26 protein-coding genes and 1 pseudogene are annotated in these 23178 nt (G+C 61.6%); 6 read left to right on the forward strand and 21 right to left on the reverse strand.

What is annotated here, in order from left to right; genetic code table 11:
* From ACMV8A_RS14765 to ACMV8A_RS14790, 6 genes are all read right to left on the reverse strand, one after another.
* Nucleotides 1-237 (reverse strand): hypothetical protein (locus ACMV8A_RS14765; protein WP_495326646.1); only part of this gene is annotated, 237 nt, incomplete at its 3' end.
* A 9-nt stretch (nucleotides 238-246) separates the two neighbouring features.
* Complete coding sequence (locus ACMV8A_RS14770) at nucleotides 247-1350, reverse strand: hypothetical protein (RefSeq protein ID WP_495326647.1); 1104 nt, start codon at nucleotides 1348-1350, stop codon at nucleotides 247-249.
* Between the two features lie 11 nt (nucleotides 1351-1361).
* Complete coding sequence (locus ACMV8A_RS14775) at nucleotides 1362-2165, reverse strand: hypothetical protein (RefSeq protein ID WP_495326648.1); 804 nt, start codon at nucleotides 2163-2165, stop codon at nucleotides 1362-1364.
* A gap of 33 nt (nucleotides 2166-2198) precedes the next feature.
* Entirely contained in the window at nucleotides 2199-3305 is a 1107-nt protein-coding gene (locus tag ACMV8A_RS14780) for a hypothetical protein (RefSeq protein WP_495326649.1), read from the reverse strand.
* A 15-nt stretch (nucleotides 3306-3320) separates the two neighbouring features.
* Nucleotides 3321-3689: a hypothetical protein gene (locus tag ACMV8A_RS14785; protein WP_495326650.1), complete on the reverse strand. Its 369-nt coding sequence runs from the start codon at nucleotides 3687-3689 to the stop codon at nucleotides 3321-3323.
* A gap of 130 nt (nucleotides 3690-3819) precedes the next feature.
* A complete protein-coding gene (locus ACMV8A_RS14790) occupies nucleotides 3820-4779 on the reverse strand; it encodes a hypothetical protein (protein ID WP_495326651.1) in 960 nt (319 codons plus the stop codon).
* A 144-nt stretch (nucleotides 4780-4923) separates the two neighbouring features.
* Between ACMV8A_RS14790 and dxs the strand changes: the two genes are divergently transcribed.
* From dxs to folE2, 3 genes are read left to right on the forward strand one after another with little or no spacing between them, the layout of a single operon-like run.
* Nucleotides 4924-6825, forward strand: a complete 1902-nt coding sequence (gene dxs, locus ACMV8A_RS14795) for a 1-deoxy-D-xylulose-5-phosphate synthase (RefSeq protein WP_495326652.1) — start codon at nucleotides 4924-4926, stop codon at nucleotides 6823-6825.
* A gap of 22 nt (nucleotides 6826-6847) precedes the next feature.
* Complete coding sequence (queD, locus tag ACMV8A_RS14800; RefSeq protein ID WP_495326653.1) at nucleotides 6848-7231, forward strand: 6-carboxytetrahydropterin synthase QueD; 384 nt, start codon at nucleotides 6848-6850, stop codon at nucleotides 7229-7231.
* 3 nt (nucleotides 7232-7234) lie between these two features.
* Complete coding sequence (gene folE2, locus ACMV8A_RS14805) at nucleotides 7235-8035, forward strand: GTP cyclohydrolase FolE2 (protein WP_495326654.1); 801 nt, start codon at nucleotides 7235-7237, stop codon at nucleotides 8033-8035.
* 40 nt (nucleotides 8036-8075) lie between these two features.
* On the opposite strand, the gene ACMV8A_RS14810 is transcribed toward folE2, so the two are convergent.
* The 15 genes from ACMV8A_RS14810 to ACMV8A_RS14880 form a co-directional block, all read right to left on the reverse strand.
* Nucleotides 8076-8708, reverse strand: coding sequence for a retropepsin-like aspartic protease family protein (locus tag ACMV8A_RS14810; RefSeq protein WP_495326655.1), 633 nt, complete (start codon nucleotides 8706-8708; stop codon nucleotides 8076-8078).
* A 22-nt stretch (nucleotides 8709-8730) separates the two neighbouring features.
* Nucleotides 8731-9207 (reverse strand): phosphatidylglycerophosphatase A family protein, encoded by a 477-nt coding sequence (locus ACMV8A_RS14815; RefSeq protein WP_495326656.1) that lies wholly within the window; start codon nucleotides 9205-9207, stop codon nucleotides 8731-8733.
* Between the two features lie 4 nt (nucleotides 9208-9211).
* Complete coding sequence (gene thiL / locus ACMV8A_RS14820) at nucleotides 9212-10183, reverse strand: thiamine-phosphate kinase (protein ID WP_495326657.1); 972 nt, start codon at nucleotides 10181-10183, stop codon at nucleotides 9212-9214.
* Between the two features lie 118 nt (nucleotides 10184-10301).
* Nucleotides 10302-10733 (reverse strand): transcription antitermination factor NusB, encoded by a 432-nt coding sequence (gene nusB, locus ACMV8A_RS14825; RefSeq protein ID WP_495326658.1) that lies wholly within the window; start codon nucleotides 10731-10733, stop codon nucleotides 10302-10304.
* Nucleotides 10734-10735: 2 nt separating this feature from the next.
* Nucleotides 10736-11209, reverse strand: a complete 474-nt coding sequence (gene ribH, locus ACMV8A_RS14830; protein ID WP_495326659.1) for a 6,7-dimethyl-8-ribityllumazine synthase — start codon at nucleotides 11207-11209, stop codon at nucleotides 10736-10738.
* Nucleotides 11210-11293: 84 nt separating this feature from the next.
* Nucleotides 11294-12406 carry a bifunctional 3,4-dihydroxy-2-butanone-4-phosphate synthase/GTP cyclohydrolase II gene (ribBA, locus tag ACMV8A_RS14835; RefSeq protein WP_495326660.1) on the reverse strand — a complete coding sequence of 371 codons (1113 nt, stop codon included), beginning with the start codon at nucleotides 12404-12406 and terminating at the stop codon, nucleotides 11294-11296.
* 53 nt (nucleotides 12407-12459) lie between these two features.
* A complete protein-coding gene (locus tag ACMV8A_RS14840; protein WP_495326661.1) occupies nucleotides 12460-13119 on the reverse strand; it encodes a riboflavin synthase in 660 nt (219 codons plus the stop codon).
* A gap of 3 nt (nucleotides 13120-13122) precedes the next feature.
* Nucleotides 13123-14241: a bifunctional diaminohydroxyphosphoribosylaminopyrimidine deaminase/5-amino-6-(5-phosphoribosylamino)uracil reductase RibD gene (gene ribD, locus ACMV8A_RS14845; protein ID WP_495326662.1), complete on the reverse strand. Its 1119-nt coding sequence runs from the start codon at nucleotides 14239-14241 to the stop codon at nucleotides 13123-13125.
* 4 nt (nucleotides 14242-14245) lie between these two features.
* Nucleotides 14246-14752, reverse strand: coding sequence for a transcriptional regulator NrdR (nrdR, locus tag ACMV8A_RS14850; RefSeq protein WP_495326663.1), 507 nt, complete (start codon nucleotides 14750-14752; stop codon nucleotides 14246-14248).
* Between the two features lie 74 nt (nucleotides 14753-14826).
* Entirely contained in the window at nucleotides 14827-16083 is a 1257-nt protein-coding gene (gene glyA, locus ACMV8A_RS14855) for a serine hydroxymethyltransferase (RefSeq protein ID WP_495326664.1), read from the reverse strand.
* Nucleotides 16084-16361: 278 nt separating this feature from the next.
* Complete coding sequence (locus ACMV8A_RS14860; protein ID WP_495326665.1) at nucleotides 16362-17285, reverse strand: hypothetical protein; 924 nt, start codon at nucleotides 17283-17285, stop codon at nucleotides 16362-16364.
* Between the two features lie 120 nt (nucleotides 17286-17405).
* Complete coding sequence (locus tag ACMV8A_RS14865; protein ID WP_495326666.1) at nucleotides 17406-18758, reverse strand: OmpP1/FadL family transporter; 1353 nt, start codon at nucleotides 18756-18758, stop codon at nucleotides 17406-17408.
* Between the two features lie 534 nt (nucleotides 18759-19292).
* Nucleotides 19293-19805 carry a sulfur carrier protein DsrE2 gene (gene dsrE2, locus ACMV8A_RS14870; protein WP_495326667.1) on the reverse strand — a complete coding sequence of 171 codons (513 nt, stop codon included), beginning with the start codon at nucleotides 19803-19805 and terminating at the stop codon, nucleotides 19293-19295.
* A gap of 35 nt (nucleotides 19806-19840) precedes the next feature.
* Nucleotides 19841-20071, reverse strand: coding sequence for a sulfurtransferase TusA family protein (locus ACMV8A_RS14875; RefSeq protein WP_495326668.1), 231 nt, complete (start codon nucleotides 20069-20071; stop codon nucleotides 19841-19843).
* A 234-nt stretch (nucleotides 20072-20305) separates the two neighbouring features.
* Nucleotides 20306-20626, reverse strand: a complete 321-nt coding sequence (locus tag ACMV8A_RS14880) for a rhodanese-like domain-containing protein (protein WP_495326669.1) — start codon at nucleotides 20624-20626, stop codon at nucleotides 20306-20308.
* A 205-nt stretch (nucleotides 20627-20831) separates the two neighbouring features.
* Between ACMV8A_RS14880 and ACMV8A_RS14885 the strand changes: the two genes are divergently transcribed.
* From ACMV8A_RS14885 to ACMV8A_RS14895, 3 genes and pseudogenes are all read left to right on the forward strand, one after another.
* Complete coding sequence (locus tag ACMV8A_RS14885) at nucleotides 20832-22274, forward strand: M48 family metallopeptidase (protein ID WP_495326670.1); 1443 nt, start codon at nucleotides 20832-20834, stop codon at nucleotides 22272-22274.
* A gap of 361 nt (nucleotides 22275-22635) precedes the next feature.
* A complete protein-coding gene (gene soxX / locus ACMV8A_RS14890; protein ID WP_495326671.1) occupies nucleotides 22636-23004 on the forward strand; it encodes a sulfur oxidation c-type cytochrome SoxX in 369 nt (122 codons plus the stop codon).
* Nucleotides 23005-23033: 29 nt separating this feature from the next.
* Nucleotides 23034-23178, forward strand: a pseudogene (locus ACMV8A_RS14895) (thiosulfate oxidation carrier protein SoxY); the annotation flags it as partial.

The following is a 23178-nucleotide window of genomic DNA, read 5'->3' on the forward strand; positions in this document are numbered from 1 at the left end:
GGCACGCAGGCTTCCCGGCTCGATATCCCCATAGATAATTTGGATTTCTGAGGACCAGACGTCGGCCACGGATCCCTCCCCATCGCCAGCCTTGCGATGCGGCTCCACAATATCGATCAAGCGTCCCATCTCCGGCTCTTCCAGCAGGGATTCGGGATCGCTGCATCCAGCCAATAATCCCATCACCGCACACAGCAGATACATCCATTGCCAGGGGCATGCTGTCTTCCTGTTCATCCGGTGCTCCTATGGCTTGGTGTAACCCTTGCTACCCTTACCCGGCGGAGCTTCGTCCCGCGCCACCCGAATTACGAAAACATCCCGGTCCTTGCTCACCAGTTCACCGCCTTGGTCGTGTTTGGGTGGCGGGCCTTTGTGGCCCTGCTCATTCTTTGTCGGCTTGCTTTTCCGCCGCTGCGGCTCGAACGTCCCCTGCACCTGCAACTGGATGCGGTTCTTGCCATTCTCCAGCGGGATACGGACGGTTTCGCTGGTGCCCGGCTTGGGTTTGAACAGTTTGCGTAAATAGTTTTTGTTTGGCGTCACCTGGAAGGTACGGGGATCAATGGCTTCGTGGTAGTGGATGGTCATCTCCAGCTCCTTGGTCCCGGCCGGCACATGCAGATGATCGCGCAGGGGCGTGGAGTAGGTCAGTAGCTCATTGGATTCCATCGACTCGCCGCGGAAGCGGGTTCCGGGAAAGCGCTTGTCACCGTCATCATCTCCTCCGCCGGGATATTCCTCGCCGGGACAGGCGGGGCCGGTGGTACGGCCGGTTACAGTAAAATCATCCACCCAAGGCAGATTTGGGTCCTCATCAGGAACACTGTCGTAATCCCACTCGTCTTCCCCGTATCGGATATCCGGGATTAACCGATACTCTCGATCGCCAGGCGGATAGGGGCTAATCAACTGCAAACCAGTTTTTGTTGCCCCAGGCTCTCCTACCATACCCCAATGAACAGCATTACTTTCACTAATCCCAAATATCCCTGACTGCCCCCAAGGGGCATCGATTGCAACCGGCACATGCTTTCCATCAGGTGAGAAGCTCCGTGAAGCATCCGACGGAAAATCATCCGCGTTAAAACCTAGGGGAGGCACATCATCCGAGCAGCTTATATCCAGTGCAAATATGAGTACCGCTCCTGTATTCTCCGGAGGAGCCTTAATGTCATATTTGTACACAAACAACCCTTGTGAATTCCGCTCTACGCTAGCAGACACACTAGTCATTGAAATATCGTCATCACGCAAATAAGGATCCTTCAAGTCCCCAGCTAGTAGCTTCGTAGAGTGAAACAGGAAAATTGACACCAACAGAAAAACATATTTAGTTATCGTCTCCATTACCTGTTCCCTCAATTTTGAAAGCGGTAGTGAATGGAACTCTTTCTGTGATCAGGTTTTCCATCGAGTTCATTCACCCAATAATCCAAGTACCGCAGAAGTGCCCACTGTTCTCCGCGAAAATCAATCTTTGTGGCTCGCATGTTTTCTCCGGGCGACTCCTGTCCGGGCGTCCCGACCAAGCGGTCAATGGAATTGAGGTCGATATCAACCCCCTGCCGATGTGAACCGTGACAAAGATCGGTGTCGGCAACCACCCGTCGCGTGGCGAGAACGCCGCCGTAAGGAAGGCTTCCATCGTTCAACGACAGCAGACGCCCAGTCGTCAGGTGATATATCGACGCCAGTGTCATCACCCTGGAACGGGTATTCGGCGTCAACCAATGGGGGCTGGGGTCGTGCGGGCAGGTTCCGCCATCGGCGAAGGCCAGCGGCGCATTATCGTGCGTAATCCGCACCAGGCCGGGAATGGCAATCCTCAGCTCTTTGTCTGCGGGCTCTCCAACCACCTTGGGGTCGATGTCCGTTGCCGGCCGTTCCAACTCGATGCGGATGTTCTCGTCGACGCCATGGTCATGCGCCTGGTAGCGTGCCTTGAATATCCCGTCGCCATCGCTGTCGCCCTCGATAACGGTGTCCTTCTCCGCGGCGCCGCCATGGTTGAGTGTCGAATTGAATCCCATGCTGCTGAACTTGCCGGTGCCGATTTCGCCGTGCGTGAAATAGCTCTGGCCGTTGGAGCCGCCGACCACCGTCGCCGTGTATTTGATGCGCACGCCAGCCGATGAAAATAGTGTGGCGCCAGCCACCATCACGCACCAGATGGATACTCCTCCAACCTCGCCACCCTATGGTTTCCTGTGCTCCTTATCCCGCTTGCCCGGCGGAACATCGTCCCGCACCACCCGGACCACGAAAACATCCCGGTCCTTGCTCACCAGTTCACCGCCTTGGTCGTGTTTGGGTGGCGGGCCTTTGTGGCCCTGCTCATTCTTTGTCGGCTTGCTTTTCCGCCGCTGCGGCTCGAACGCCCCCTGCACCTGCAACTGAATACGGTTCTTGCCATTCTCCAGCGGGATACGGATGGTTTCACTGGTGCCGGGTTTGGGATTGAACAGTTTGCGTAAATAGTTTTTGTTTGGCGTCACCTGGAAGGTACGGGGATCAATGGCCTCGTGGTAGTGGATGGTCATCTCCAGCTCCTTCGTCCCGGCCGGTACATGCAGGTGATCACGCAGGGGCGTGGAGTAGGTCAGCAGCTCATTGGATTCCATCGACTCGCCGCGGAAGCGGGTTCCGGGAAAGCGCTTGTCGCCGCCGTCATCACCGCTATCAGGATATTCCTCACCGGGGCAGGCGGGGCCGGTGGTGACTCCAGTGACAATCCAGTCCTCTAACCATGGCACCTCGGGATCCTCTTCCTCAACGTTTGAATAATCCCATTGTTCCTCCTTGTAGCGAATGGAAGGGATTAGGGTGTACACGCGAGAGCCAGGCGGATAAGGGCTGATAATTGTCATTCCCCTGCTAACGCCACCTGGTTCCACGCCTACGGCCCAACCTACGCCATTGTGAACTGCAATGGTCACGATAGCTGCTTGTCCCATAGGAGCATCCACCGCCACAGGCACGTGCTTGCCATCCTCTGAGAAATTTTGTGCCCGCAAAGCGGGATTCCTTGGATAATCAGACGCATCAAATCCTCTGGCGTCCGGTTTGGCCTCGCAACTGATATCTACCCCGAAGGTCAATACCTTTCCAAGGTTGGAAATGGGCGAATCAATGTCGTACGTATAGACATAGTGCCCGACGGCATTACGCGCTACATCGACCGTCACCATAGTCATGGAGATGTCTTCGTCGCGCAGCCTCGGATCCTTCAACGGCTCTGCGGCCTCGACTACGACTACCCACGCGCACAGACATACCAGCGGAATCGTAATGACACTCTTCATGATTGCTTTCCCCCGCTAAGGCAAGCGCCAGTGGATCGAAAGGAGTCTTCTGACCGGATCCTCATCTATTACAACTGTCCTGTAGGTGTAGTGAAGAGACCCCTGGAAGCCGTGGACGACAAAGTGCTCCATGAATTCAAGTAATGTTAGAGGTCCGCCGCCAGCGTCATCTACCGACATGTCCATTCCCCCTGTGTCAACCCTATTGAGATCAATATCGATCCCCTGCCGGTGCGATCCATGGCAGTGAGCATCCCGTGCATTTTTCGTCGGACTGATGTCCCTGAGCTTGTTGGCGATCACGCCGCCATACTCCAGACTCGCATCGTTGATCGACAGCATCCTCCCCGTCTCGATATGGTAGATGTCCGCCAGGGTGTTCACCTTCTGATGCGTGTGCGGCATAAGCCAGTGGGGTTTCGGGTTGTGGGGACATCCACCAGTGTCGGCGAATCCGATGTGAGCCAGATCGGATGTAATCCGCACCAGGCCGGGAATGGCAATCCTCAGCTCTTTAGTCGGCGGGCTCTCCAACCACCTTGGGGTCGCTGTCCGTTGCCGGCCGTTCCAACTCGATGCGGATGTTCTCGTCGACGCCATGGTCATGCGCCTGGTAGCGTGCCTTGAATATCCCGTCGCCATCGCTGTCGCCCTCGATAACGGTGTCCTTCTCCGCGGCGCCGCCAGGGTTGAGTGTCGAATTGAATCCCAAGCTGCTGAACTTGCCGGTGCCGATTTCGCCGTGCGTGAAATAAGCCTGACCGTTGGAGCCACCGACCACCGTCGCCGTGTATTTGATGCGCACGCCTTCCAGCGGCTCATCGCAGCCAAGGTCATCCTTGACAAGGACATTGAGCTCCGCTGCCTCTCCCTCGGACGAACTGGTTCGTTTTGGAGCGATGCTGTCCGGAAATATGGCCCGATCGATTCTCGGCACGAAACGGGTAGGCCGGAACGTATCGGCACCAATCATCACGCTATCGTGAAGCACTTCCACCTGATAGCGATCCTTTTCCGGCATGCAGCGAAATCCCAGTGCCCGCCACATCCAGCCGATGGGACCGCACCGACCATTGCTCCAGCACAGATCGTCACCCCCCACATAGCTGGTGCTGTACGATGCAATGATTTCTCCGGTTTTCACATCGCGCCAGTTCCAGGTCCAGGTTTCACCCGGCATGACGCCGTAAACCCACTCCTTGGCTACCGGGTCCCAAACCCATGGGTCCAGCCCGATGTAGGCGCCTACTGCGTCATATTTCTGGCGTTCATATAGGTTCTGTTGGATCAGCACGACACTGGCATCCTGAACAGAGTACTGAACTGCCCCTTCGAACCAGGTGAACACCGCCCTGGCGGGAAGAGGAATACAAAGGATGGCGAGCACGCCAGATACGGCTGCACCACGGATGAGCGAAAGCAAACCAAGGGGTAACTGCTGAGCGAAGCGAAAGTCCATTGGGAAAAACGGCATTCCGTGCCTCCTTCCATGAGAGTCCATATAAACGCAATGGTTATTTATCCCAATGCGACGGGCCTGTCAACCAAGCTTTCCGCCCTTGCATCCATGGGCGTACCGCATCATCATTAGCGGCTTTCCCGCCGCCCCAGGACCGTAATGCCCACCTCGCGCGCCTATCCGCTGCTAGAACAGGTCGACACGCCGGAACAGTTGCGCCAGCTCGACATGGCCCAGCTCAAACAGCTGGCGGACGAGCTGCGCGACTATATGGTGCGTTCGGTCAGCCATACCGGCGGTCACCTCTCCGCCGGCCTTGGCACGGTGGAACTGACCATCGCCCTGCACTACGTCTATGACACGCCCAACGACCGCCTGGTGTGGGACGTGGGGCACCAGAGCTATCCGCACAAGCTGCTCACCGGCCGCCGCCAGCGCTTCCACACCCTGCGCCAGAAGGACGGCCTGTCCGGCTTCCCGCGCCGTGAGGAAAGTCCCTACGACACCTTCGGCGTCGGCCATTCCAGCACCTCGATCAGCGCCGCCCTGGGCATGGCCCTGGCCGCGCGGCGCGAGGCGGCAAACCGCAAGGTGGTGGCTGTGATCGGCGACGGCGCGATGACCGCCGGCATGGCCTTCGAGGCGCTGAACCACGCCGGCGACCTGGACGCCGACCTGCTGGTGGTGCTGAACGACAACGACATGTCCATCTCGCCCAACGTGGGCGGACTGTCCAACTACCTGGGCCGCATCCTGTCCGGCAAGCTCTATTCGTCCATGCGCGAGGGCTCCAAGAAGGTGCTCAAGACCATGCCCTCGCCGGTGTGGGAGCTGGCGCGGCGCATGGAGGAACACGCCAAGGGCATGGTGGTGCCCGGCACCCTGTTCGAGGAACTGGGCTTCAACTACGCCGGCCCCATCGACGGTCATGACCTGGATCAGCTCATCAAGGCCCTGCGCAACATGCGCTCCATGTCCGGCCCGCAGTTCCTGCACATCGTCACCCGCAAGGGCAAGGGCTTCGCCCCGGCGGAAGAGAATCCCTGCGCCTATCACGGCGTCACCGCCTTCGACCCGGCCACCGGCACCATGCGCGCCGCCAAGCGTGGCGGCCCCAGTTACACCGAGGTATTCGGCCAGTGGCTGTGCGACATGGCCGGCCACGACGAACGCCTCATCGGCATCACCCCGGCGATGCGCGAGGGCTCCGGCATGGTGGAGTTCTCGCAGCAGTTCCCCGACCGCTACTTCGACGTCGGCATCGCCGAACAGCATGCCGTCACCCTGGCCGCCGGCCTCGCCTGCGAAGGGCTGAAGCCGGTAGTAGCCATTTACTCCACCTTCCTGCAACGGGCCTACGACCAGCTCATCCACGACGTCGCCCTGCAGAATCTGCCGGTACTGTTCGCCATCGACCGTGGCGGCCTGGTCGGTCCCGACGGCGCCACCCATGCCGGCAGCTTCGACCTCAGCTTCCTGCGCTGCATCCCCAACATGGTGGTGATGGCCCCGGGCGACGAGAACGAATGCCGCCGGATGCTCAGCACCGGTTTCCGCCACAACGGCCCGGCGGCGGTGCGCTACCCGCGCGGCGGCGGCCTCGGTGCGGCCATCGACCCGGCGCTCACTACCCTGCCCATCGGCAAGGGCGAGCTGCGCCGCCAGGGCAAGGATGTCGCCATCCTCGCCTTCGGCGCCCCACTGGGCGCGGCCCTGGCGGCGGCGGACAAACTGGATGCCACCGTGGCCAACATGCGCTTCATCCGCCCGCTGGATGCCGAGCTGGCGCTGGAGCTGGCCGCGAGCCACCGGCTGCTGGTGACGGTGGAGGACAATGCCGTGCTGGGCGGGGCCGGCAGCGCCGTCAACGAATGCCTGGCGGCACACGGGATACAGGTGCAAGTGCTGAATCTGGGCCTGCCCGATCGCTTCCTGGAACAGGCCAGCCGCGACGAGTTGCTGGCGGAGTGCGGGCTGGATGCCGATGGTATACTGCGGGCCATTCAGACGCGCCTGCAGGGAGCACTTGCCATCCCCCCCGCCGCTGATGTAAATTCTTAGCGAATCACTCAACTATTACGCCATGACAGCCAGATTTACCCTCAAGGTCTTAACGGACTTTGCCTCCGCCCATTCCCTGCGGGATTACCCCGGAGATTGCAGCCGGCTGCATGGTCATAACTGGAAGGTGGAAGTGGAAGTGCAGGCCGACAGCCTGGATGAACTCGGCATGGTGCTGGATTTCAAAACGATCCGTCAGGCCGCCCGCAAGGTGGGCGATGAACTGGACCATCGTTTTCTGAACGACATCCCGCCCTTTGACCGCATCAATCCCACGGCCGAGAACATCGCCGCGCACTTCTACCGCCGCCTGACCGAAGAACTCAACGACACCCGCGCCAAGGTTCATGCCGTCACCCTGTGGGAGACCGAACGTGCCAGTGTCCGCTACACAGAGGAAGCCTGAAGCATGACCCACGCCTGCGAGACCATTGCCGACGTCCAGAGCAGTGAGGATACGCGCCGTATCCCCATCAACAAGGTCGGCATCAAGGACATCCGCCACCCGATGCGCATCCAGGAGCGCAACGGCGGCGAGCAGCACACCGTTGCCAACTTCAACATGTACGTGAACCTGCCGCACAACTTCAAGGGCACGCACATGTCACGCTTCGTGGAGATATTGAACCGCCACGAGCGCGAGATCTCGGTCAAGACCTTCAAGGAAATGTTGAAGGAGATGGTGGTGATCCTCGAGGCCGAGGCCGGCCACATCGAGATGTCCTTCCCCTACTTCGTCAACAAGGCTGCCCCGGTCTCCGGCGTGCAGAGTCTGATGGACTACGAAGTGACCTTCATCGGCGAGATCAGCAACGGCGAGCCGGTGCTCACCCTGAAGGTGGTGGTGCCGGTCACCAGCCTGTGCCCCTGCTCGAAGAAGATCTCCGACCGTGGCGCCCACAACCAGCGCTCCCACGTCACCGTGGCGGCACGCCTGCGCGGCTTCATGTGGATCGAGGACCTTATCGACCTGGTGGAGAAACAGGCCTCCTGCGAACTCTACGGCCTGCTCAAGCGCCCGGATGAAAAGTTCGTCACCGAACGCGCCTATGACAATCCCAAGTTCGTGGAAGACATGGTGCGCGACGTTGCCGTGCAGCTCAACCGCGAGGAGCGCATCGAGGCCTACGTGGTGGAATCGGAGAACTTCGAGTCCATCCACAACCACTCGGCCTACGCGCTGATCGAGAAGGACAAGACCAGGAGGTAGGAGCCGGGCACCAATTCGCCCACCAAGCAGGCTCCTGCCTTCAGTACTTTTCGCGCAGCACCATCGCCTCGTTTTCGCGCTGCATCTCCAGGCGGTTGAGGAAGGACTGGCCGAGCAGCACATCCGGCGGCTGCGTCCCCTCCAGCACAATGGCGCTCACCTGGCGCAGGGTGATGCCGCCGAGCTGCACCCGATCGAGAGTAACGCGAAACACCGGCACCACATCGGAGGCGGTGCTGGCCATGCCGCGCTCGCCGCGCACCCGATAATCGATGCCGAGGCGGCGCGCCTGCGCTGCATTCATGGAAATGTGCGTCGCCCCGGTATCCACCAGAAAATCCACCGTCTGACCATTGATGCTGCCGGGCATGCGATACATGCCGCGCTTGTCGGGCCAGACCTGCACCTCGGCGCGTGACGGCGCCTGGTAGGCGCCGCTGATGTGGCCCCCCAGGGCCATGCGCTGCTCTCTGCCATCGATCTCCAGCAGTGCGCTCTCGCTGTCCGCCGCCAGCAGCTTCACCCCTTCCGGACTGGTGTCGCCCACCTTGAGCACCCGCCGCGCCCCGTCGATCTCCAGCACCGCCCGACCGCTGAACAGGCCGACCACGGACACCTGTTCGACGGCCTGCACCGGCAGTGAAAACAGCACCAGCACCAGCAGATATCTCATGGCCACCTCCGACAGAGACGCCTCACAACAACCCGGACCATGCCACGCCCTGCAACACCAGCCAGGCCATCACCCCGGCGAGGACATCGTCCAGCATGATGCCGAGACCGCCATGCACATGACGGTCCACCCAGCGGATCGGCCAGGGTTTGAGGATGTCGAACAGGCGGAACAGCACAAAACCCAGCAGCAGCCACTGCCAGCCCGCTGGCGCGGCGATCATGGTGATGAAATAGCCCACCACCTCGTCCCAGACGATGGCCGGGTGGTCGTGCTCGCCGAGTGCCTCCGCCGTGTAGTCACACAACCAGACGCCGAGCATGGCGGCCGCCATGACCAGTGCCAGATACGGAGCCAGCGCCAACCCGCTGCACAGCCAGTACAGCGGCACCGCCACCAGTGTGCCGAAGGTGCCCGGCGCCTTGGGGGCGAGGCCGCTGCCAAAACCCAGCGCCAGCAGGTGGGCCGGATTGCGCAGCATCTGGATGTTGGGGCGCATGGTATCAGCCGAAGTGATCAAAACCGTGGGGGGAGTTTTCCAGCAGCGTACCGTCGGGCCGCACCAGGCGCAGCCCGGACCCGCTCACGATGCGGCCGACAGGATGGCAGCCACAGTCCAGCGTGGCGCACAGCCGCTCCACCGCCGCGCGCCGCTCCGGCGGCACGGTGAAACACAATTCATAGTCATCGCCGGAGCCGAGCGCATAACGCCAGCGCTGCTCGGCCTGCGGCACCAACTGCTGCATAGCGTTAGAAGCCGGCAAGTGCGCCAGCTCGAGCCGGGCACCGACACCGCTGCGCTCCAGGATGTGGCCGAGATCGGCGGCGAGGCCGTCGGAGATATCGATGGCGGCACTGGCGATGCCGCGCAGTTGCAGGCCGGCGGCGATGCGTGGCTCCGGGCGATCCAAGCGCGCACGCAGATACTCGGCCTGCGCACCGGTGACACTGCGCCGCCCCAAGGCCAGTTCCAGGCCGAGGCCGGCATCGCCCGGGGTGCCGGTGACATAGATCAGGTCGCCATCCCTGGCGCCGTCGCGGCGCAGCGCTGTACCTTGCGGGACGAAACCATGCAGTTGCAGCGAAATCACCCTCGGCCCGCGCACCGTATCGCCGCCAACCAGTTGCACATGAAAACGCTGCGCGAGGGAGAACAGCCCATCGGCAAAGCCCTGCAACCAGGCCTCGTCCGCCTCCGGCAGACTGAGCGCCAGAGTAGCCCAGGCCGGTTCGGCACCCATGGCGGCGAGGTCGCTCAGACCCACGGCGAGCGCCTTGTGGCCCACCGCCGCCGCCTCGGTGCCCGACGGATAGTGACGGCCCTCCACCAGCGCATCGATGGATACCGCCAGCTCCATGCCGGCAGGCACGCGCAACAGCGCGCAATCATCGCCGACGCCGAGGGCGACATCGTCGCGCCGCACGCCGCGGCCGGTGAAGTAACGCTCGATGAGATTGAACTCGGACAGGCTCATGGGAAAGTCCGATCCATGACCGATGGGTACAACGTAGATAGGCAGGATGGGTGAAGCGTAGCGCACCCCCTCAAATACTGCATCGCTCTTCGATGGGCTACGTTACGCCTTACGGGGTTCACCGGCCACGCGGACCGATCTCCGTAGCACGCACCTGACGCGCCACCTTGTCCAGCACGCTGTTGACGTATTTGTGGCCCTGCTCGCCGCCGAAGGTCTTGGCCAGTTCCACCGCCTCGTTGATCACCACGCGGTAGGGCGTTTCCAGGCGGAACTTCAGTTCATAACAGCCCATGCGCAGGATCGCCCGTTCCACCGGGTCCACCTGCGGCAGCGGCCGATCGAGCAGCGGCGTCAGCAGGCCGTCCAGTTCGTCCAGACGCGCCGGCACTTCGTGCAACAGCTCGTGGAAGAACTCCAGGTCAGCCTTGCCCATCTCGCGCTCTTCCAGAAACTGGGTTTCGATCTCGCCCAGATTCTGCGCGGTGAGCTGCCATTGATAGAGTGCCTGCACCGCACGCTGGCGGGCACGGCTACGCGCCTTGCTCATGATTACTTCATCTGTCCCAGCAGGTTCACCATCTCGATGGCGGACAGGGTGGCCTCGACGCCCTTGTTGCCGGCCTTGGTGCCGGCGCGCTCGATGGCCTGATCGATGGTATCCACGGTGAGCACACCGAAGGCCACCGGCACGCTGTGCTGCATCATCACCGCTGCCAGGCCCTTGGTGCATTCGCCGGCCACGTATTCGAAGTGCGGCGTGCCGCCGCGGATCACCGCGCCGAGGGCAATGATGGCGTCGTACTTGCCGGCCTGGGCCATGCGCTGCGCCGCCAGCGGAATCTCGAAGGCGCCGGGAACGCGCACGATCTCGATGTTCTTGTCCACCGCGCCATGGCGGCGCAGGGTATCGATGGCGCCCTCCAGCAGGCTCTCGACGACAAAGCTGTTGAAGCGTCCCACCACGATGCCGAAGCGGGCGTTCTTGATCACCATGCCACCTTCGTAGGTCTTGATCTCGCTCATGATGCTTTCCTTGTTTCGGTTGATTTTGTTCGCTATACCACGGGCGCCTGGCACCGGCACATCTGCGCCGAAAGGACTCGGCGGCTACTCCTGGGAAATATATTCCACCACTTCCAGTCCGAAGCCCGGCAGGCCGTGCATGCGCTTGGGCGAACTCATCACCCGCATGCGGCGCACGCCGAGGTCGAGCAGGATCTGCGCGCCGATACCGTAGGTACGCAGGTCGGCACCCTTGCCCTCGCGCGGCAGACTGACCCCCTCGTCCTCCAGCTGATAGTCCTTGATGTGGCGCAGCACATCATCGGCCGTCTCCTGCTGGCGCAGCACCACGGCAATGCCGCTGCCCTGCTGTGCAATGTACTCCAGAGCGCTGCGCAAGGGCCAGCCGCAATCGCTGCGCTGGTTGCCGAACAGGTCGCACAAGGTGTTCTGCATGTGCACACGCACCAGGGTCGGCTGCTCGGCCGTGATCTCGCCCTTGACCAGGGCCAGGTGCATCTCGCGCTCGATGAGGTCACGGTAGGCCACCAGCTTGAACTCGCCGAATTCAGTGGGCAGCTTGCATACCGCCACCCGCTCCACCGTCGGCTCGTTCTGCAGACGGTACTGAATCAGATCGGCGATGGTGCCCATCTTGAGGCCATGCTGCTGGGCGAAGATCTCCAGGTCGGGCCGGCGCGCCATGGTGCCGTCCTCGTTGAGGATCTCCACGATCACCGCCGCCGGCTCCAGCCCGGCCAGGCGGGTGAGGTCACAGCCGGCCTCGGTGTGACCGGCGCGGGTGAGCACACCGCCGGGGCGGGCCATCAGCGGGAAGATGTGACCCGGCTGCACGATGTCCGCCGGCCCGGCATTGGGTGCCACCGCGGTGCGCACCGTATGGGCGCGGTCATAGGCGGAGATGCCGGTGGTCACGCCGTGCGCCGCCTCGATGGACAGCGTAAAGGCGGTGCCGTGCTTCTCGTTGTTGTTGCTCACCATCAAGGGCAGGCGCAGCTGCTCGCAGCGCTCCTTGGTGAGGGTGAGGCAGATCAGGCCGCGGCCGTAGCGCGCCATGAAATTGATGTCCTCGGGACGCACCAGCGAGCCGGCCATGATCAGGTCGCCCTCGTTCTCGCGGTCCTCGTCGTCCATCAGGATCACCATCTTGCCCTGACGGATGTCCGCGATGATTTCTTCAGTCGTATTCAGTGCCATTGTCGTTTTCGGTCCGGTGCTCGTGTAGTTCAGATCGCGCTCTGACGGCGCTGTCATTTCAAAAAGCCATGCTGGGCGAGAAATGCCATCGTCATGCCGCCGCCAGTCAGCTGCGCGGCCTGCTCGCCGAGCAGCAGGCGCTCCAGATAGCGGGCGATGACGTCCACCTCCAGGTTCACGCGCCGCCCCGGCGCGAAATCCGCCAGGGTGGTTTCCTGCAAGGTGTGCGGCACAATGTTCAATTCAAATTCAGCGCCGTGCACCGCATTGACGGTAAGGCTGACGCCGTCGATGGTAATGGAACCCTTGGCGGCGATGTATTTCGCCAGTTCCGCCGGCGCCTTGATACGAAAGCGCACCGAGCGGCCATCGTTGCCGCAACTCAACACCTCGCCGACGCCGTCCACATGACCGCTGACCAGATGGCCGCCGAGACGCGAGGTGGGCAGCAACGCCTTTTCCAGATTGACGCGACTGCCGACGCGCAAGGCCGCGAAGCTGGTGTGCGCCAGCGTCTCGCCGGACACATCGGCCCAGAAGCCGTCGCCGGGCAGCTCCACCGCCGTCAGGCACACGCCGTTGACGGCGATGCTGTCGCCCAGTTGCACATCGCCCAGGTCCAGCGCGCCGCTGCGGATGCGCAGGCGGTAATCGACACCCTGATGTTGCAGCGCCGCGACCTCGCCGATGGCCTGGATGATGCCGGTAAACATGGTCTATCCGTTCGCCTTCCGCTCGACTCTGGCCGTGATGCGCCAGTCCTTGCCCACCGCGCGCAGGTCGGTGATGTTCAGTTCGATGCGCTGCTCCATGCGCTCCATCCCCGGCAGGCGGAACAGGCCGCGGGCGGCATCGCCCATCAGCAACGGTGCCATGTAGATCACCATCTCATCCACCAGCCCCGCCTGCAGCATCGCGCCGCTCAGGGTGGCGCCGGTCTCCAGCAACACCTCGTTCACCTGACGTTCCGCCAGCAGGCGCAGGGTGCCTTCCAGATCGACGCGGTCCAGACCGTGCGGCAAATGCACCACCGCGGCGCCGGCCTGTTCCAGCCGCTGCCGCGCCGCCGTCTCGTCACAGGCGGTCACCACCAGCACGCCGCCGGGCTGCTTGAGCAAACGCGCGTCCTCCGGCATGGACAGGCGCGGGTCCAGCACCACGCGCAGCGGCTGGCGCTGATGGCCACCCGGCAACGGAAAGCGCACGGTCAGATTGGGATCGTCCGCCAGCACGGTACCGATGCCGGTGACGATGGCGCAACTGCGCGCGCGCAGCCGCTGCACATCCTCGCGCGCCTCGCTGCCGGTAATCCACTTGCTCTCGCCCGAGGCCATCGCCGTGCGCCCGTCCAGGCTCATTGCCAGCTTGCAGCGCACATAGGGCCGCCCGTCACGCATGCGGCGGATGAAGCCGGGATTGATCGCCTCGGCCTGCGTCTGCAACAGGCCGGAGGCCACCGCGATACCGGCCTCGTGCAGACGGCGCAGACCGCTGCCGGCCACCAAGGGATTGGGGTCTTCCATCGCCGCGATCACGCGGCCGACGCCGGCAGCGAGCAGGGCATCGGCACAGGGCGGCGTGCGGCCATGATGGCTGCACGGTTCCAGCGTCACATAGGCGGTGGCGCCGCGCGCCTGCTCACCGGCCTGGGCCAGGGCATGCACCTCGGCATGGGGACCGCCGGCGATCTCATGCCAGCCCTCGCCCACCACCACACCGTCCTTGACGATGACACACCCCACGCGCGGATTGGGTGTGGTGGTGTACAGGCCGCGCTCGGCCAGTTGCAGGGCGCGGGCCATATAGGCGTGATCGGCGGCGGAAAATTCGGACATCGGATTATTCTTTGTCGCCATCGAGCAGGGTGAGCTGGCTGCGCTTCACCTGCGCCGGTGGCTCGTTCTGCAGACGCTCGATCTCTTCGCGGAAGGCATTCACGTCCTGGAAACGGCGATACACCGAGGCGAAACGCACATAGGCCACTTCGTCCAGTTCGCGCAGCTCCTCCATCACCCACTCGCCCACCAGGCGCGTCGGCAACTCGCGCTCGCCGCTGCTGCGCAGGCGGTGCAGGATGCGGCTGATGGCGGCCTCGATGGCCTCGGTGCCGACCGGACGCTTTTCCAGCGCGCGCAAAAATCCGGCGCGCAGTTTGTCCTCGTTGAACGGCTCGCGCACCCCGCTCTGCTTCACCATGCGCGGCATCACCAGCTCGGCAAGCTCGAAGGTAGTGAAACGCTCGCCGCAGGTCAGGCACTCGCGCCGGCGCCGCACGGCATCGCCGTCATTGGCCAGACGCGAGTCGATGACCTTGGTATCGGGGGCGTCGCAGAAGGGGCAGCGCATGACTCAGATACGAGGGCGCAGGTACGGCGTACGAACAGTGCGACTGTCGTCCCTCGTACCGCGCATCTCGTCCCTTACTTGCCGTACACCGGCAGGCGCTTGCACACATCCAGCACCTTGGCCTTCGCCTGAGCGATCATGGCCGCGTCACCACGCGAATCGATCACATCGCAAATCCAGCCGGCCAGCGCGGTGGCGTCGGCCTCCTTGAAGCCTCGGGTGGTGATCGCCGGGGTGCCGATGCGGATGCCGCTGGTGACGAAGGGCGACTGCGGGTCGTTGGGCACCGAGTTCTTGTTCACGGTGATGTAGGCACTGCCCAGCCAGGCGTCCACATCCTTGCCGGTCAGGCCCTGCTTGATGAAGCTGACCAGGAACAGGTGATTGTCGGTGCCACCGGACACCACGTCGAAGCCGCGCTCGATGAACACCTTGGCCATGGCGCGGGCGTTGACCACCACCTGCTGCTGGTAGGTCTTGAACTCCGGCTGCAGGGCCTCCTTGAAGGCCACTGCCTTGGCGGCGATGACGTGCATCAGCGGGCCGCCCTGGATGCCGGGGAACACCAGTGAGTTGAGCTTCTTCTCCAGGTCCGGGTTGGACTTGGCCAGGATGATGCCGCCACGCGGGCCGCGCAGGGTCTTGTGGGTGGTGGTGGTGGTGACGTCGGCGATCTGCACCGGGTTGGGATACACCCCGGCGGCCACCAGACCGGCCACATGGGCCATGTCGACAAACAGGAACGCGCCCACCTTGTCGGCGATGGCGCGGAAGCGCTGCCAGTCCACCACGCGGGAATAGGCGGAGAAGCCGGCGACGATCATCTTCGGCTTGTGCTCCAGGGCCAGCGCCTCGACCTGGTCGTAGTCGATCTCGCCGGTCTTCTCGTTCAGGCCGTACTGCACCGCCTTGTAGATCTTGCCGGAGAAATTGACCTTGGCGCCGTGGGTCAGATGGCCACCGTGGGCCAGCGACATACCGAGCACGGTGTCGCCCGGTTCCAGCAGCGCCATGTAGACGGCGGCATTGGCCTGGGAACCGGAATGGGGCTGCACGTTGGCGTAGTCGGCGCCGAACAGCTGCTTGGCGCGGTCGATGGCCAGCTGCTCGGCCACGTCGACGAATTCGCAGCCGCCGTAGTAACGCTTGCCGGGATAACCTTCGGCGTACTTGTTGGTCAGGGACGAGCCCTGCGCCTCCATCACGCGCGGGCTGGCGTAGTTCTCGGAGGCGATGAGCTCGATGTGCTCTTCCTGGCGCACCCGCTCCTGCTCCATGGCATTCCACAGCTCGTCGTCAAACCCGGCAATGTGCATCTGTGTCGTAAACATCCGGCAACCCCCCGGCAAAAATCGGTAGAAGAATCAGAAAATTGCGCGCCGACCCCTGCGCCGGCGGAAAGGTACGAATATTACCCGATCCGGGCCGATATTGCATGGGACGGGAGGGGGCAAAACGGCCTTGGCCGGAATGAAAAAGCCCCGCCGGGGCGGGGCTTTGTAATGGATACCTATCCGTGGGTGCATATCCTTGGGCCCTGTGGGCTTCTTGTTCTCTCCTCCCCCCTTTCCGGGTTGTATCTTGTCCTGCAGGGGCCTTGCCCTACCGGTTAAAACGCCGCTTCCTTGTAGCTGTCGTCACCCACCTCGGTCAGCGCGTTCTTGATGGCGTCCGGCGACTTCATGATGTTCATGAAGCTGTTGGCGCCCATCATGGACAGGTCCGGGAAGTTGATGGCGATGCGGAAACGGGCATACAGCGAATACACCTTGCGATCGGAGACCAGGATTTCATAGGGCAGGTGCGCGGTCGAGCGCAGCGGCTTGAAATCGATCTCGCTCATGATGTAGTTGTCGTCCATGTCCTTCTTCTTGTCGTTGGGCGCCTTCATCGCCACACCGAAGACCACCTCGTCCTTGCCCGGGATGTCGATGCGGTACACCTGGGTCACCCCGGCGGAGCCCTTGGCCAGACGCTCCGCCACCGCCTTCACCGCGCGCTCATGGTTCGGATACATGGCGTGGGTGGACGGCTCGGTGAAATACTCCATGCCCCACATGTACTGGTACTTGCGCAACTGCTTGGCGGTCAGGCCATCCTTCGGACCAAACTCCTCCACCTTGCCCAGCGCCTTCGCCATCTGCGCGCTCACCTCGGCCAGGTCGCCTTCCATACGGTAGGCATGGGCCATGTAGGTGGGATTGGTGTAGGCCACCTGCAACTCGCCATTGACGTTGGTCACCGACACGCGCTGCGCCGCACCGTAACCGCCGAACTTGGACTTGGCCGCATTCTGCTTCAGCGCCTCGTTGGTCACGGCGATGATGGTCGCCGTCTCATAGGGGCTGTAACTGCCCACCACCTCAAAGCCGCCGGCGGTCAGCTTCTGCTGCACCTCGGCCACCACCGCCGCCATATCGCCGCTGGCCTTGTAGGCCAGCACGAACGGCTTCATCTTCTCGTCCGCCTGCGCCGCCACGGCGACCACCAGCGACAGAACAACACCAAGCGCTCCCTTCCACACACGATTCATAATGACACCTCGAATTATCGTTATAAGTTTCACACTGTAGTTTTCTTGTACACCAAGCAAACAGGGGCGACGGATTGCTCCGTCACCCCTGTCTGTTACATCAGCACAACATGCTTCGGTTTAGAAACGATGGCTGTACATCAGTTGCCAGTTGGTCTGACCATGCTTGATCTCACCCGTGGTCGGATTGGTTACCTTCACTTCCGGCGCATAGGTATAGGAGAAATTCACTGCCTGCGCTTGGTTGAAGTCATAGCCAAAACCCAAGGTCAAGTGATCCTTGATGATAGCCGGGAACAATGGATTGACATAGGTATCCGGCACCGGGTTGTTCGCCATATTTAGACCAACACGACCGGTAAAAGCACTGTTGAACTTGTAGGCCGCACCGATCTGCATCACCGTCTGATCCTTCCAGTTCTGTGGCATGGTCATGTCCAAGGTGCCTCCGGACATCGGGCCATTATTGTCATCCGCAATAAAGGTCATTTTGAAATCCTTCATCACACCGGACCACTGAATCTGCTTAACGTCGGCAACCACCATCAGGGCATCGCTGGCCTGGAATGCCATACCGACAGCGAAGGTCTCCGGCCACTGGAAATTCTTGACCTTTACCTTACCAGTCAGAGTAGCATCACCCGGATTGGGTCCCCCTATGCCACTCAAGTCAACCTCATAAAACACCAGCTTGGCATCAGAGGTCCCGGTTTCCAGATCACTCATGTTGGTCTTGCCCTGGTAATTGAAACCAAAGGTCAATGCCGGGGAAACCTTGTAAGTCATACCGAGTTTCGCCGCAAAACCACTACCCTGCGCCTTACCGCTGAAATCATTATTATCAGAAAAATCGAAACGGCCGTAGGTGCCCGCCAGCATCATGGAGGGCAACATTGAAGCCATAGTGCCACCGCTAACCATGCTACCCAACATCGAACCTGGCGCCGTCATCTGCAGATCCATGGTTGCCCATACATAGTCGAGGCTGCCACCAACGGTCATTGCTTCGTTAACGTTGTACACGATAGGAATGATGAAGCGACCGACACCCACCTCGGAGCGATCCTTGCCCATAGAAGCGTCGGGCAGCATGACGTTGTATTCGGTACCCATACCGCCCTGCGCAAACATGCCAGCACCATAAGTCAGCTGGCCACTCTTCTTCGCCCAACCAACGGCAGGCATCAGGAAGCTGGTCGCTTTGGACTTCTGCTGGTAGGCCTCGGAGGTGATATCGGGAGAGAGGTGGCCGAGAGCAACATCAAAGCGGCTGCCTTCATCCATCAAGCCCAGCGTGGCCACATTGTTGGCCATTGCCGCAGTACCGTTGTCATAGGCCATCGACGCACCGCCCATGCCGGTGGCAATGGGGCCGTAGCCTTCCAGATTCATGCCGTTGGTCGCATGCGCGGCCAGCGGGGCGCCGCAGGCTGCCGCAACAGCCAAAGCGAGCAGACGCTTGGAATTCTTCATTCGGGATCTCCTTGGTTGAACTGTGGGAACGATATTTGTTGTTTATTGTCTTGTTAGGCTTTTTATTCGACGCGGGACACGATATTGCTGCATTTGGGGGGTGTCAATAGAACAACAGTATTTAAGTATTTGTGAATATTAGTATTTTATTATCATCAATGACTGACAAGGAGTTAGTAACATTGCATTTGATAAGGGTTATGAAATTTTGAGGAAACTCCCTAGCGCTGGTAAGGGAAAACCAGGGTTATCGTTCCCACACTTATGTCCTTGGTACATCGTTCCCACGCTTATGTCCGTGGATGGACGGTATGTCGCGGGCGCAGGATGCGCAGGAGCGACCTGCGTGGGAGCGTCGGGGTGAGACGCTCCGCGTCGTCCGCTACGATGCGACGCAGAGCGTCGCGAACTGCATTCCCACGCGGAGCGTGGGAACGATGGGATATAACTCCGCGCAGGAACGAGCGCCGTTTTTCAGCCGCGCACAAAAAAACCCGCCGAAGCGGGTTTTTTTGTGGTTCACAACCGTAACGCTTAGATGTACAGGCAGATATCCGACTCACCGGCAAATTCGAAGAATTTGGCGGCGCCGGCGTATTCCATGCCCTCGATAAAGTCGCTGTGGTTGAAACCGAACAGCTCCACGGTCATCTGGCAGGCGGTGAAGCGCACTTCCGCCTCCTGGCACAGCTCACGCAGTTCCTCGATGGTGGCGACACCGTTGTTGGCGATGGTCTTCTTCATCAACACGGTGGCCAGCGACTCGAAGCCGGGGATGTTGGCCTGGACGATGTTGGGGATGTTCCAGTTGATGCCACGGAACCACTTGGGACCAAACGGCATCTTCATCGGCATGCCGGGGTTGCCCAGCGGGCTGACCTTGAGGCCGCTGAGATCCTTGCGCACCAGCTGCAGGCCGTAGAAGGTGAAGAATATCTCCACTTCGTAGCCCAGGGCAGCGGCGGTGGACGCCAGGATGTACGGCGGGTAGGCCCAGTCCAGGGTACCCTTGGTGGCGATGATTGCCAGTTTCTTCTGATCGGACATTTTGGAGCCCCCTCCTCTAATTCAGAATTATTGTTTTATGCCTTCTTGATCAGGAATACGAACTTGCCGCCTTCTTCGCCGGAGGACAGCAGGGTGTTGCCGGTCTGCTTGGCGAAGGCTTCGAAGTCCTTCACGGAACCGGGGTCGGTGGCGACAATGCGCAGCACCTGATTGGAGGACATGCCACCCAGGGTCTTCTTGGCACGCAGGATGGGCAGCGGGCAGTTCAGGCCGGAAGCATCCAGTTCTTGATCAAAGTTCGCCATTGTTTCTCTCCTCAGGACTTATACGTCGGTTGAAAAAAGGGCCAAGACAGACCCAACTATTAGAATACAAGAGCGAACTTATATGACAAACACTGGGGGTAGTGCAAGTTCGGAGCGACCTACCCGAAAGGGGTAGACGGCGTTCTTGTAAGGTAAATCAGTGGGAACAAGGCGCATGAGGCGAAGCGCATCGCATGCCTGCGCCTCGCCCCGTCGCCCATCAGGCCACAGCGCTCAGGCCACCGCCAGGCCGCCCTGCATCCACGCCATGATGCCGCCGCGCAGGTTGTAGACATTGTCCTTGCCCAGAGAGGTGAGGTAGGCGCAGGCCTGGGCCGAACGGGCGCCGGTGCGGCAGTAAATGATCACCTCGGAATCGTCGGGGATTTTTTCCACGCTCATGGGCAGCATGTGCAGCGGGATGTTGGTGGCGCCGGGGATGATGCCGGAGGCCACCTCCATCGGGCTGCGCACGTCGATCAGGCGCACCTGCTTACCCTCGCCTTCCAGCATGCGCTTGACGTCGAAGATTTCTATCTCTCTGAAGTTGAACATGTGAGGCGTAATCCTTTTGTAAATTAGAGAATGCTTATATTGTATGGACGCCCCCAGCCGGTTTTCAATATCCCACAAGGGTAAGCCGTTTTTGCCGGGTGAAGTCCTGCCTCCTCATGGGCTTTCCGGGATCGCAGAACCTATTCCTCATCCCCTCGGTCTCAGAACTGGTACGATCGGCCTTCATTCACGCGGTATGCGCCCTTTGAAACTCGCCACTTATCTATTCGCCCTCCTTGCCGCCACCACGACCCCGGCCCTGGCGGCCCCCGACACCCTGGCCCTGCCGGATATCGGCGACAGTTCTGCCACCGCGCTCAGCCCCGCCGACGAAGAGCGCATCGGCCGGGAGATGATGCGGTCCATCCGCCAGTCCGGCCGGCTGCTCACCGACCCGGAGGTGGAGGAATATATACAGCATCTGGGTTACCGCCTGGTGTCCGCCGGCAATCACGCCGCGGCGGGCTTCCAGTTCTTCGTGGTGAGCGACCCCAGCATCAATGCCTTCGCCATGCCCGGCGGTTATATAGGCATCCACACCGGCCTCGTCACGGCGAGCCGCAGCGAAAGCGAGCTGGCCGGCGTGATGGCACATGAAATCGCCCACGTCACTCAGCACCACCTGGCGCGCAGCTATGAGCGCGCCACCCAGATGAACATGCCACTCACGGCGGCGGTGATTGCGGCCATCATCCTCGGCGCCGGCAACCCGGCCCTGGGTGAGGCCGCCCTGGCGGCGACCATGGCCGGCGGCACCCAGATGCAGCTGGATTTCACCCGCAGCAACGAACGCGAGGCCGACCGCGTCGGTATCCAGATGCTGGCTAACGCCGGCTTCGACCCGCAGGGCATGCCGGGTTTCTTCGAGCGGCTGCAGCAGGAGTACCGCTACGCCAACACCGGCCTGCCGGAGTTTCTCAGTACCCATCCGGTCACCCTCGACCGCATCGCCGACGCCCGCAACCGCGCCGAACAGTACCCCGCCGCCAACAGCAGCGACAGCCTGAACTACCGCCTGGTGCAGGCCAAGCTGCGTGTGCTGGAGGCGCGCAATCTCACCGTGCTCGGGCGCCAGTACCGTGAGGCGCTGGCGGAAAGCCGTGGCATCAATGATGTTGCCGAACGCTATGCCTACGCCCTGGTCCTGACCCGGCAAGGCGATTACGCCCAGGCCCGCACCCTGCTCACCGCCCTGCGCCGCGCAGATCCGGACCGCATCGCCTACATGCTGGCCCTGGCGGAGTTGGAGGCGGCGGACAACAAACCGGCGGCGGCCACCGCCATCTACCGCGACGGGCTGCGCCTGTATCCCAACAACAGCCTGCTCACGCTGGCCCTCGCCCAGCAACTGTTGCGACAGGGTGAGCATGCCCAGGCCACCGCCCTGCTGCGCGATCACACCCGCAATCGCACGGTGACGCCGCGTGCCTACGAGCTGCTGGCCGAGGCGGAAACCCGCAGCGGCCACAAGGGCATCGCCCACATCGCCCTGGCCGACTACTACCGCCGCCTGGGCGAAACCCAGACCGCCATCGAGCAACTCAATCTGGCGCGCCGCGTCGGCGGGCTGGACTTCTACCACCAGTCCCTGCTGGAGGCGAAGCTGGCGCAACTGCAGGAAACGATGGCATTGACTCCCCGCCGTTAGGCCGCGGCTCGTTTCATGAGCACTCTTGCGGCCGAAGAGTGCCCACTGCGCGATTAGTTCAAAATTTTTTCTTACCCACGGGAATAAAGCCTCGCACCGGCTCCACTATAGGAACAGGCGCGAAGGCTTGTTGAGTCCTGCCGACGAAATAGAAGTAATTCACGGTTTTCTAATGTGCGAACAATGAATTGTTTATGTTTTTCGTCGGGGTTGTTCCGGGCTGCGAAATCGGTATATATGTAAAAAAATACCCGTGCCAAAACGGTGGCAGGCGACATCCAGACAACACCACAGTGCCGGCCAGCCATACACAACAACACGCGCACCAGCGAGTGCAATGAAAACCAACGAGGAGGAAACAATGCGGAAGCCCGCCAAACTGATAACTGCCGCCAGTGCCGTTGCGGCCATGCTCGGTGCCCTGACCCTCTCTGCGCCGGCCCTGGCCGCCGACCCGGCCGTCATTGCCGAAGGCAAGAAGATCGCCGAGAACAACCGTCTGGGCAATTGCCTGGCCTGCCACATGGTCGAAGGCGCCGACATGCCGGGCAACATCGGCCCCCCGCTCATCGCCATGCAGGCCCGCTTCCCGGACAAAGCCAAGCTGCGCGCCCAGTTGTGGGACGCCACCAAGGCCAACCCCAACACCATGATGCCGCCCTTCGGCAAGCACGCGATCCTGACCGAAAGTGAGATCGACAAGGTGCTGGAATACATCTACACCCTTTAATTTTCCGCTAGCGATAGGAGTCCGATCACGTGAATACCAAGCGCAGAATCTTTCTCAAGGGCACCCTGGCCGGCAGCGCCGTTGCCGTTGCCGTCAGCGCCGGCCTGCTTTCTCCCCGTCAGGTGCTGGCTGCCTGGCCCAAGGACGCCTTCGAGGCCAAGGACATCGCCTCCG

It is taken from the genome of Sulfurivermis sp., assembly GCF_059410345.1.

What these genes read in the sequence shown, in the direction of transcription:
- ACMV8A_RS14770 (WP_495326647.1), bottom strand. Translation starts at nt 1,350, where the DNA reads ATGGAGACGATAACTAAATATGTTTTTCTGTTGGTGTCAATTTTCCTG.
- ACMV8A_RS14780 (WP_495326649.1), bottom strand. Translation starts at nt 3,305, where the DNA reads ATGAAGAGTGTCATTACGATTCCGCTGGTATGTCTGTGCGCGTGGGTA.
- ACMV8A_RS14790 (WP_495326651.1), bottom strand. Translation starts at nt 4,779, where the DNA reads ATGCCGTTTTTCCCAATGGACTTTCGCTTCGCTCAGCAGTTACCCCTT.
- dxs (WP_495326652.1), top strand. Translation starts at nt 4,924, where the DNA reads ATGCCCACCTCGCGCGCCTATCCGCTGCTAGAACAGGTCGACACGCCG.
- queD (WP_495326653.1), top strand. Translation starts at nt 6,848, where the DNA reads ATGACAGCCAGATTTACCCTCAAGGTCTTAACGGACTTTGCCTCCGCC.
- folE2 (WP_495326654.1), top strand. Translation starts at nt 7,235, where the DNA reads ATGACCCACGCCTGCGAGACCATTGCCGACGTCCAGAGCAGTGAGGAT.
- ACMV8A_RS14810 (WP_495326655.1), bottom strand. Translation starts at nt 8,708, where the DNA reads ATGAGATATCTGCTGGTGCTGGTGCTGTTTTCACTGCCGGTGCAGGCC.
- ACMV8A_RS14815 (WP_495326656.1), bottom strand. Translation starts at nt 9,207, where the DNA reads ATGCGCCCCAACATCCAGATGCTGCGCAATCCGGCCCACCTGCTGGCG.
- thiL (WP_495326657.1), bottom strand. Translation starts at nt 10,183, where the DNA reads ATGAGCCTGTCCGAGTTCAATCTCATCGAGCGTTACTTCACCGGCCGC.
- nusB (WP_495326658.1), bottom strand. Translation starts at nt 10,733, where the DNA reads ATGAGCAAGGCGCGTAGCCGTGCCCGCCAGCGTGCGGTGCAGGCACTC.
- ribH (WP_495326659.1), bottom strand. Translation starts at nt 11,209, where the DNA reads ATGAGCGAGATCAAGACCTACGAAGGTGGCATGGTGATCAAGAACGCC.
- ribBA (WP_495326660.1), bottom strand. Translation starts at nt 12,406, where the DNA reads ATGGCACTGAATACGACTGAAGAAATCATCGCGGACATCCGTCAGGGC.
- ACMV8A_RS14840 (WP_495326661.1), bottom strand. Translation starts at nt 13,119, where the DNA reads ATGTTTACCGGCATCATCCAGGCCATCGGCGAGGTCGCGGCGCTGCAA.
- ribD (WP_495326662.1), bottom strand. Translation starts at nt 14,241, where the DNA reads ATGTCCGAATTTTCCGCCGCCGATCACGCCTATATGGCCCGCGCCCTG.
- nrdR (WP_495326663.1), bottom strand. Translation starts at nt 14,752, where the DNA reads ATGCGCTGCCCCTTCTGCGACGCCCCCGATACCAAGGTCATCGACTCG.
- glyA (WP_495326664.1), bottom strand. Translation starts at nt 16,083, where the DNA reads ATGTTTACGACACAGATGCACATTGCCGGGTTTGACGACGAGCTGTGG.
- ACMV8A_RS14860 (WP_495326665.1), bottom strand. Translation starts at nt 17,285, where the DNA reads ATGAATCGTGTGTGGAAGGGAGCGCTTGGTGTTGTTCTGTCGCTGGTG.
- ACMV8A_RS14865 (WP_495326666.1), bottom strand. Translation starts at nt 18,758, where the DNA reads ATGAAGAATTCCAAGCGTCTGCTCGCTTTGGCTGTTGCGGCAGCCTGC.
- dsrE2 (WP_495326667.1), bottom strand. Translation starts at nt 19,805, where the DNA reads ATGTCCGATCAGAAGAAACTGGCAATCATCGCCACCAAGGGTACCCTG.
- ACMV8A_RS14875 (WP_495326668.1), bottom strand. Translation starts at nt 20,071, where the DNA reads ATGGCGAACTTTGATCAAGAACTGGATGCTTCCGGCCTGAACTGCCCG.
- ACMV8A_RS14880 (WP_495326669.1), bottom strand. Translation starts at nt 20,626, where the DNA reads ATGTTCAACTTCAGAGAGATAGAAATCTTCGACGTCAAGCGCATGCTG.
- soxX (WP_495326671.1), top strand. Translation starts at nt 22,636, where the DNA reads ATGCGGAAGCCCGCCAAACTGATAACTGCCGCCAGTGCCGTTGCGGCC.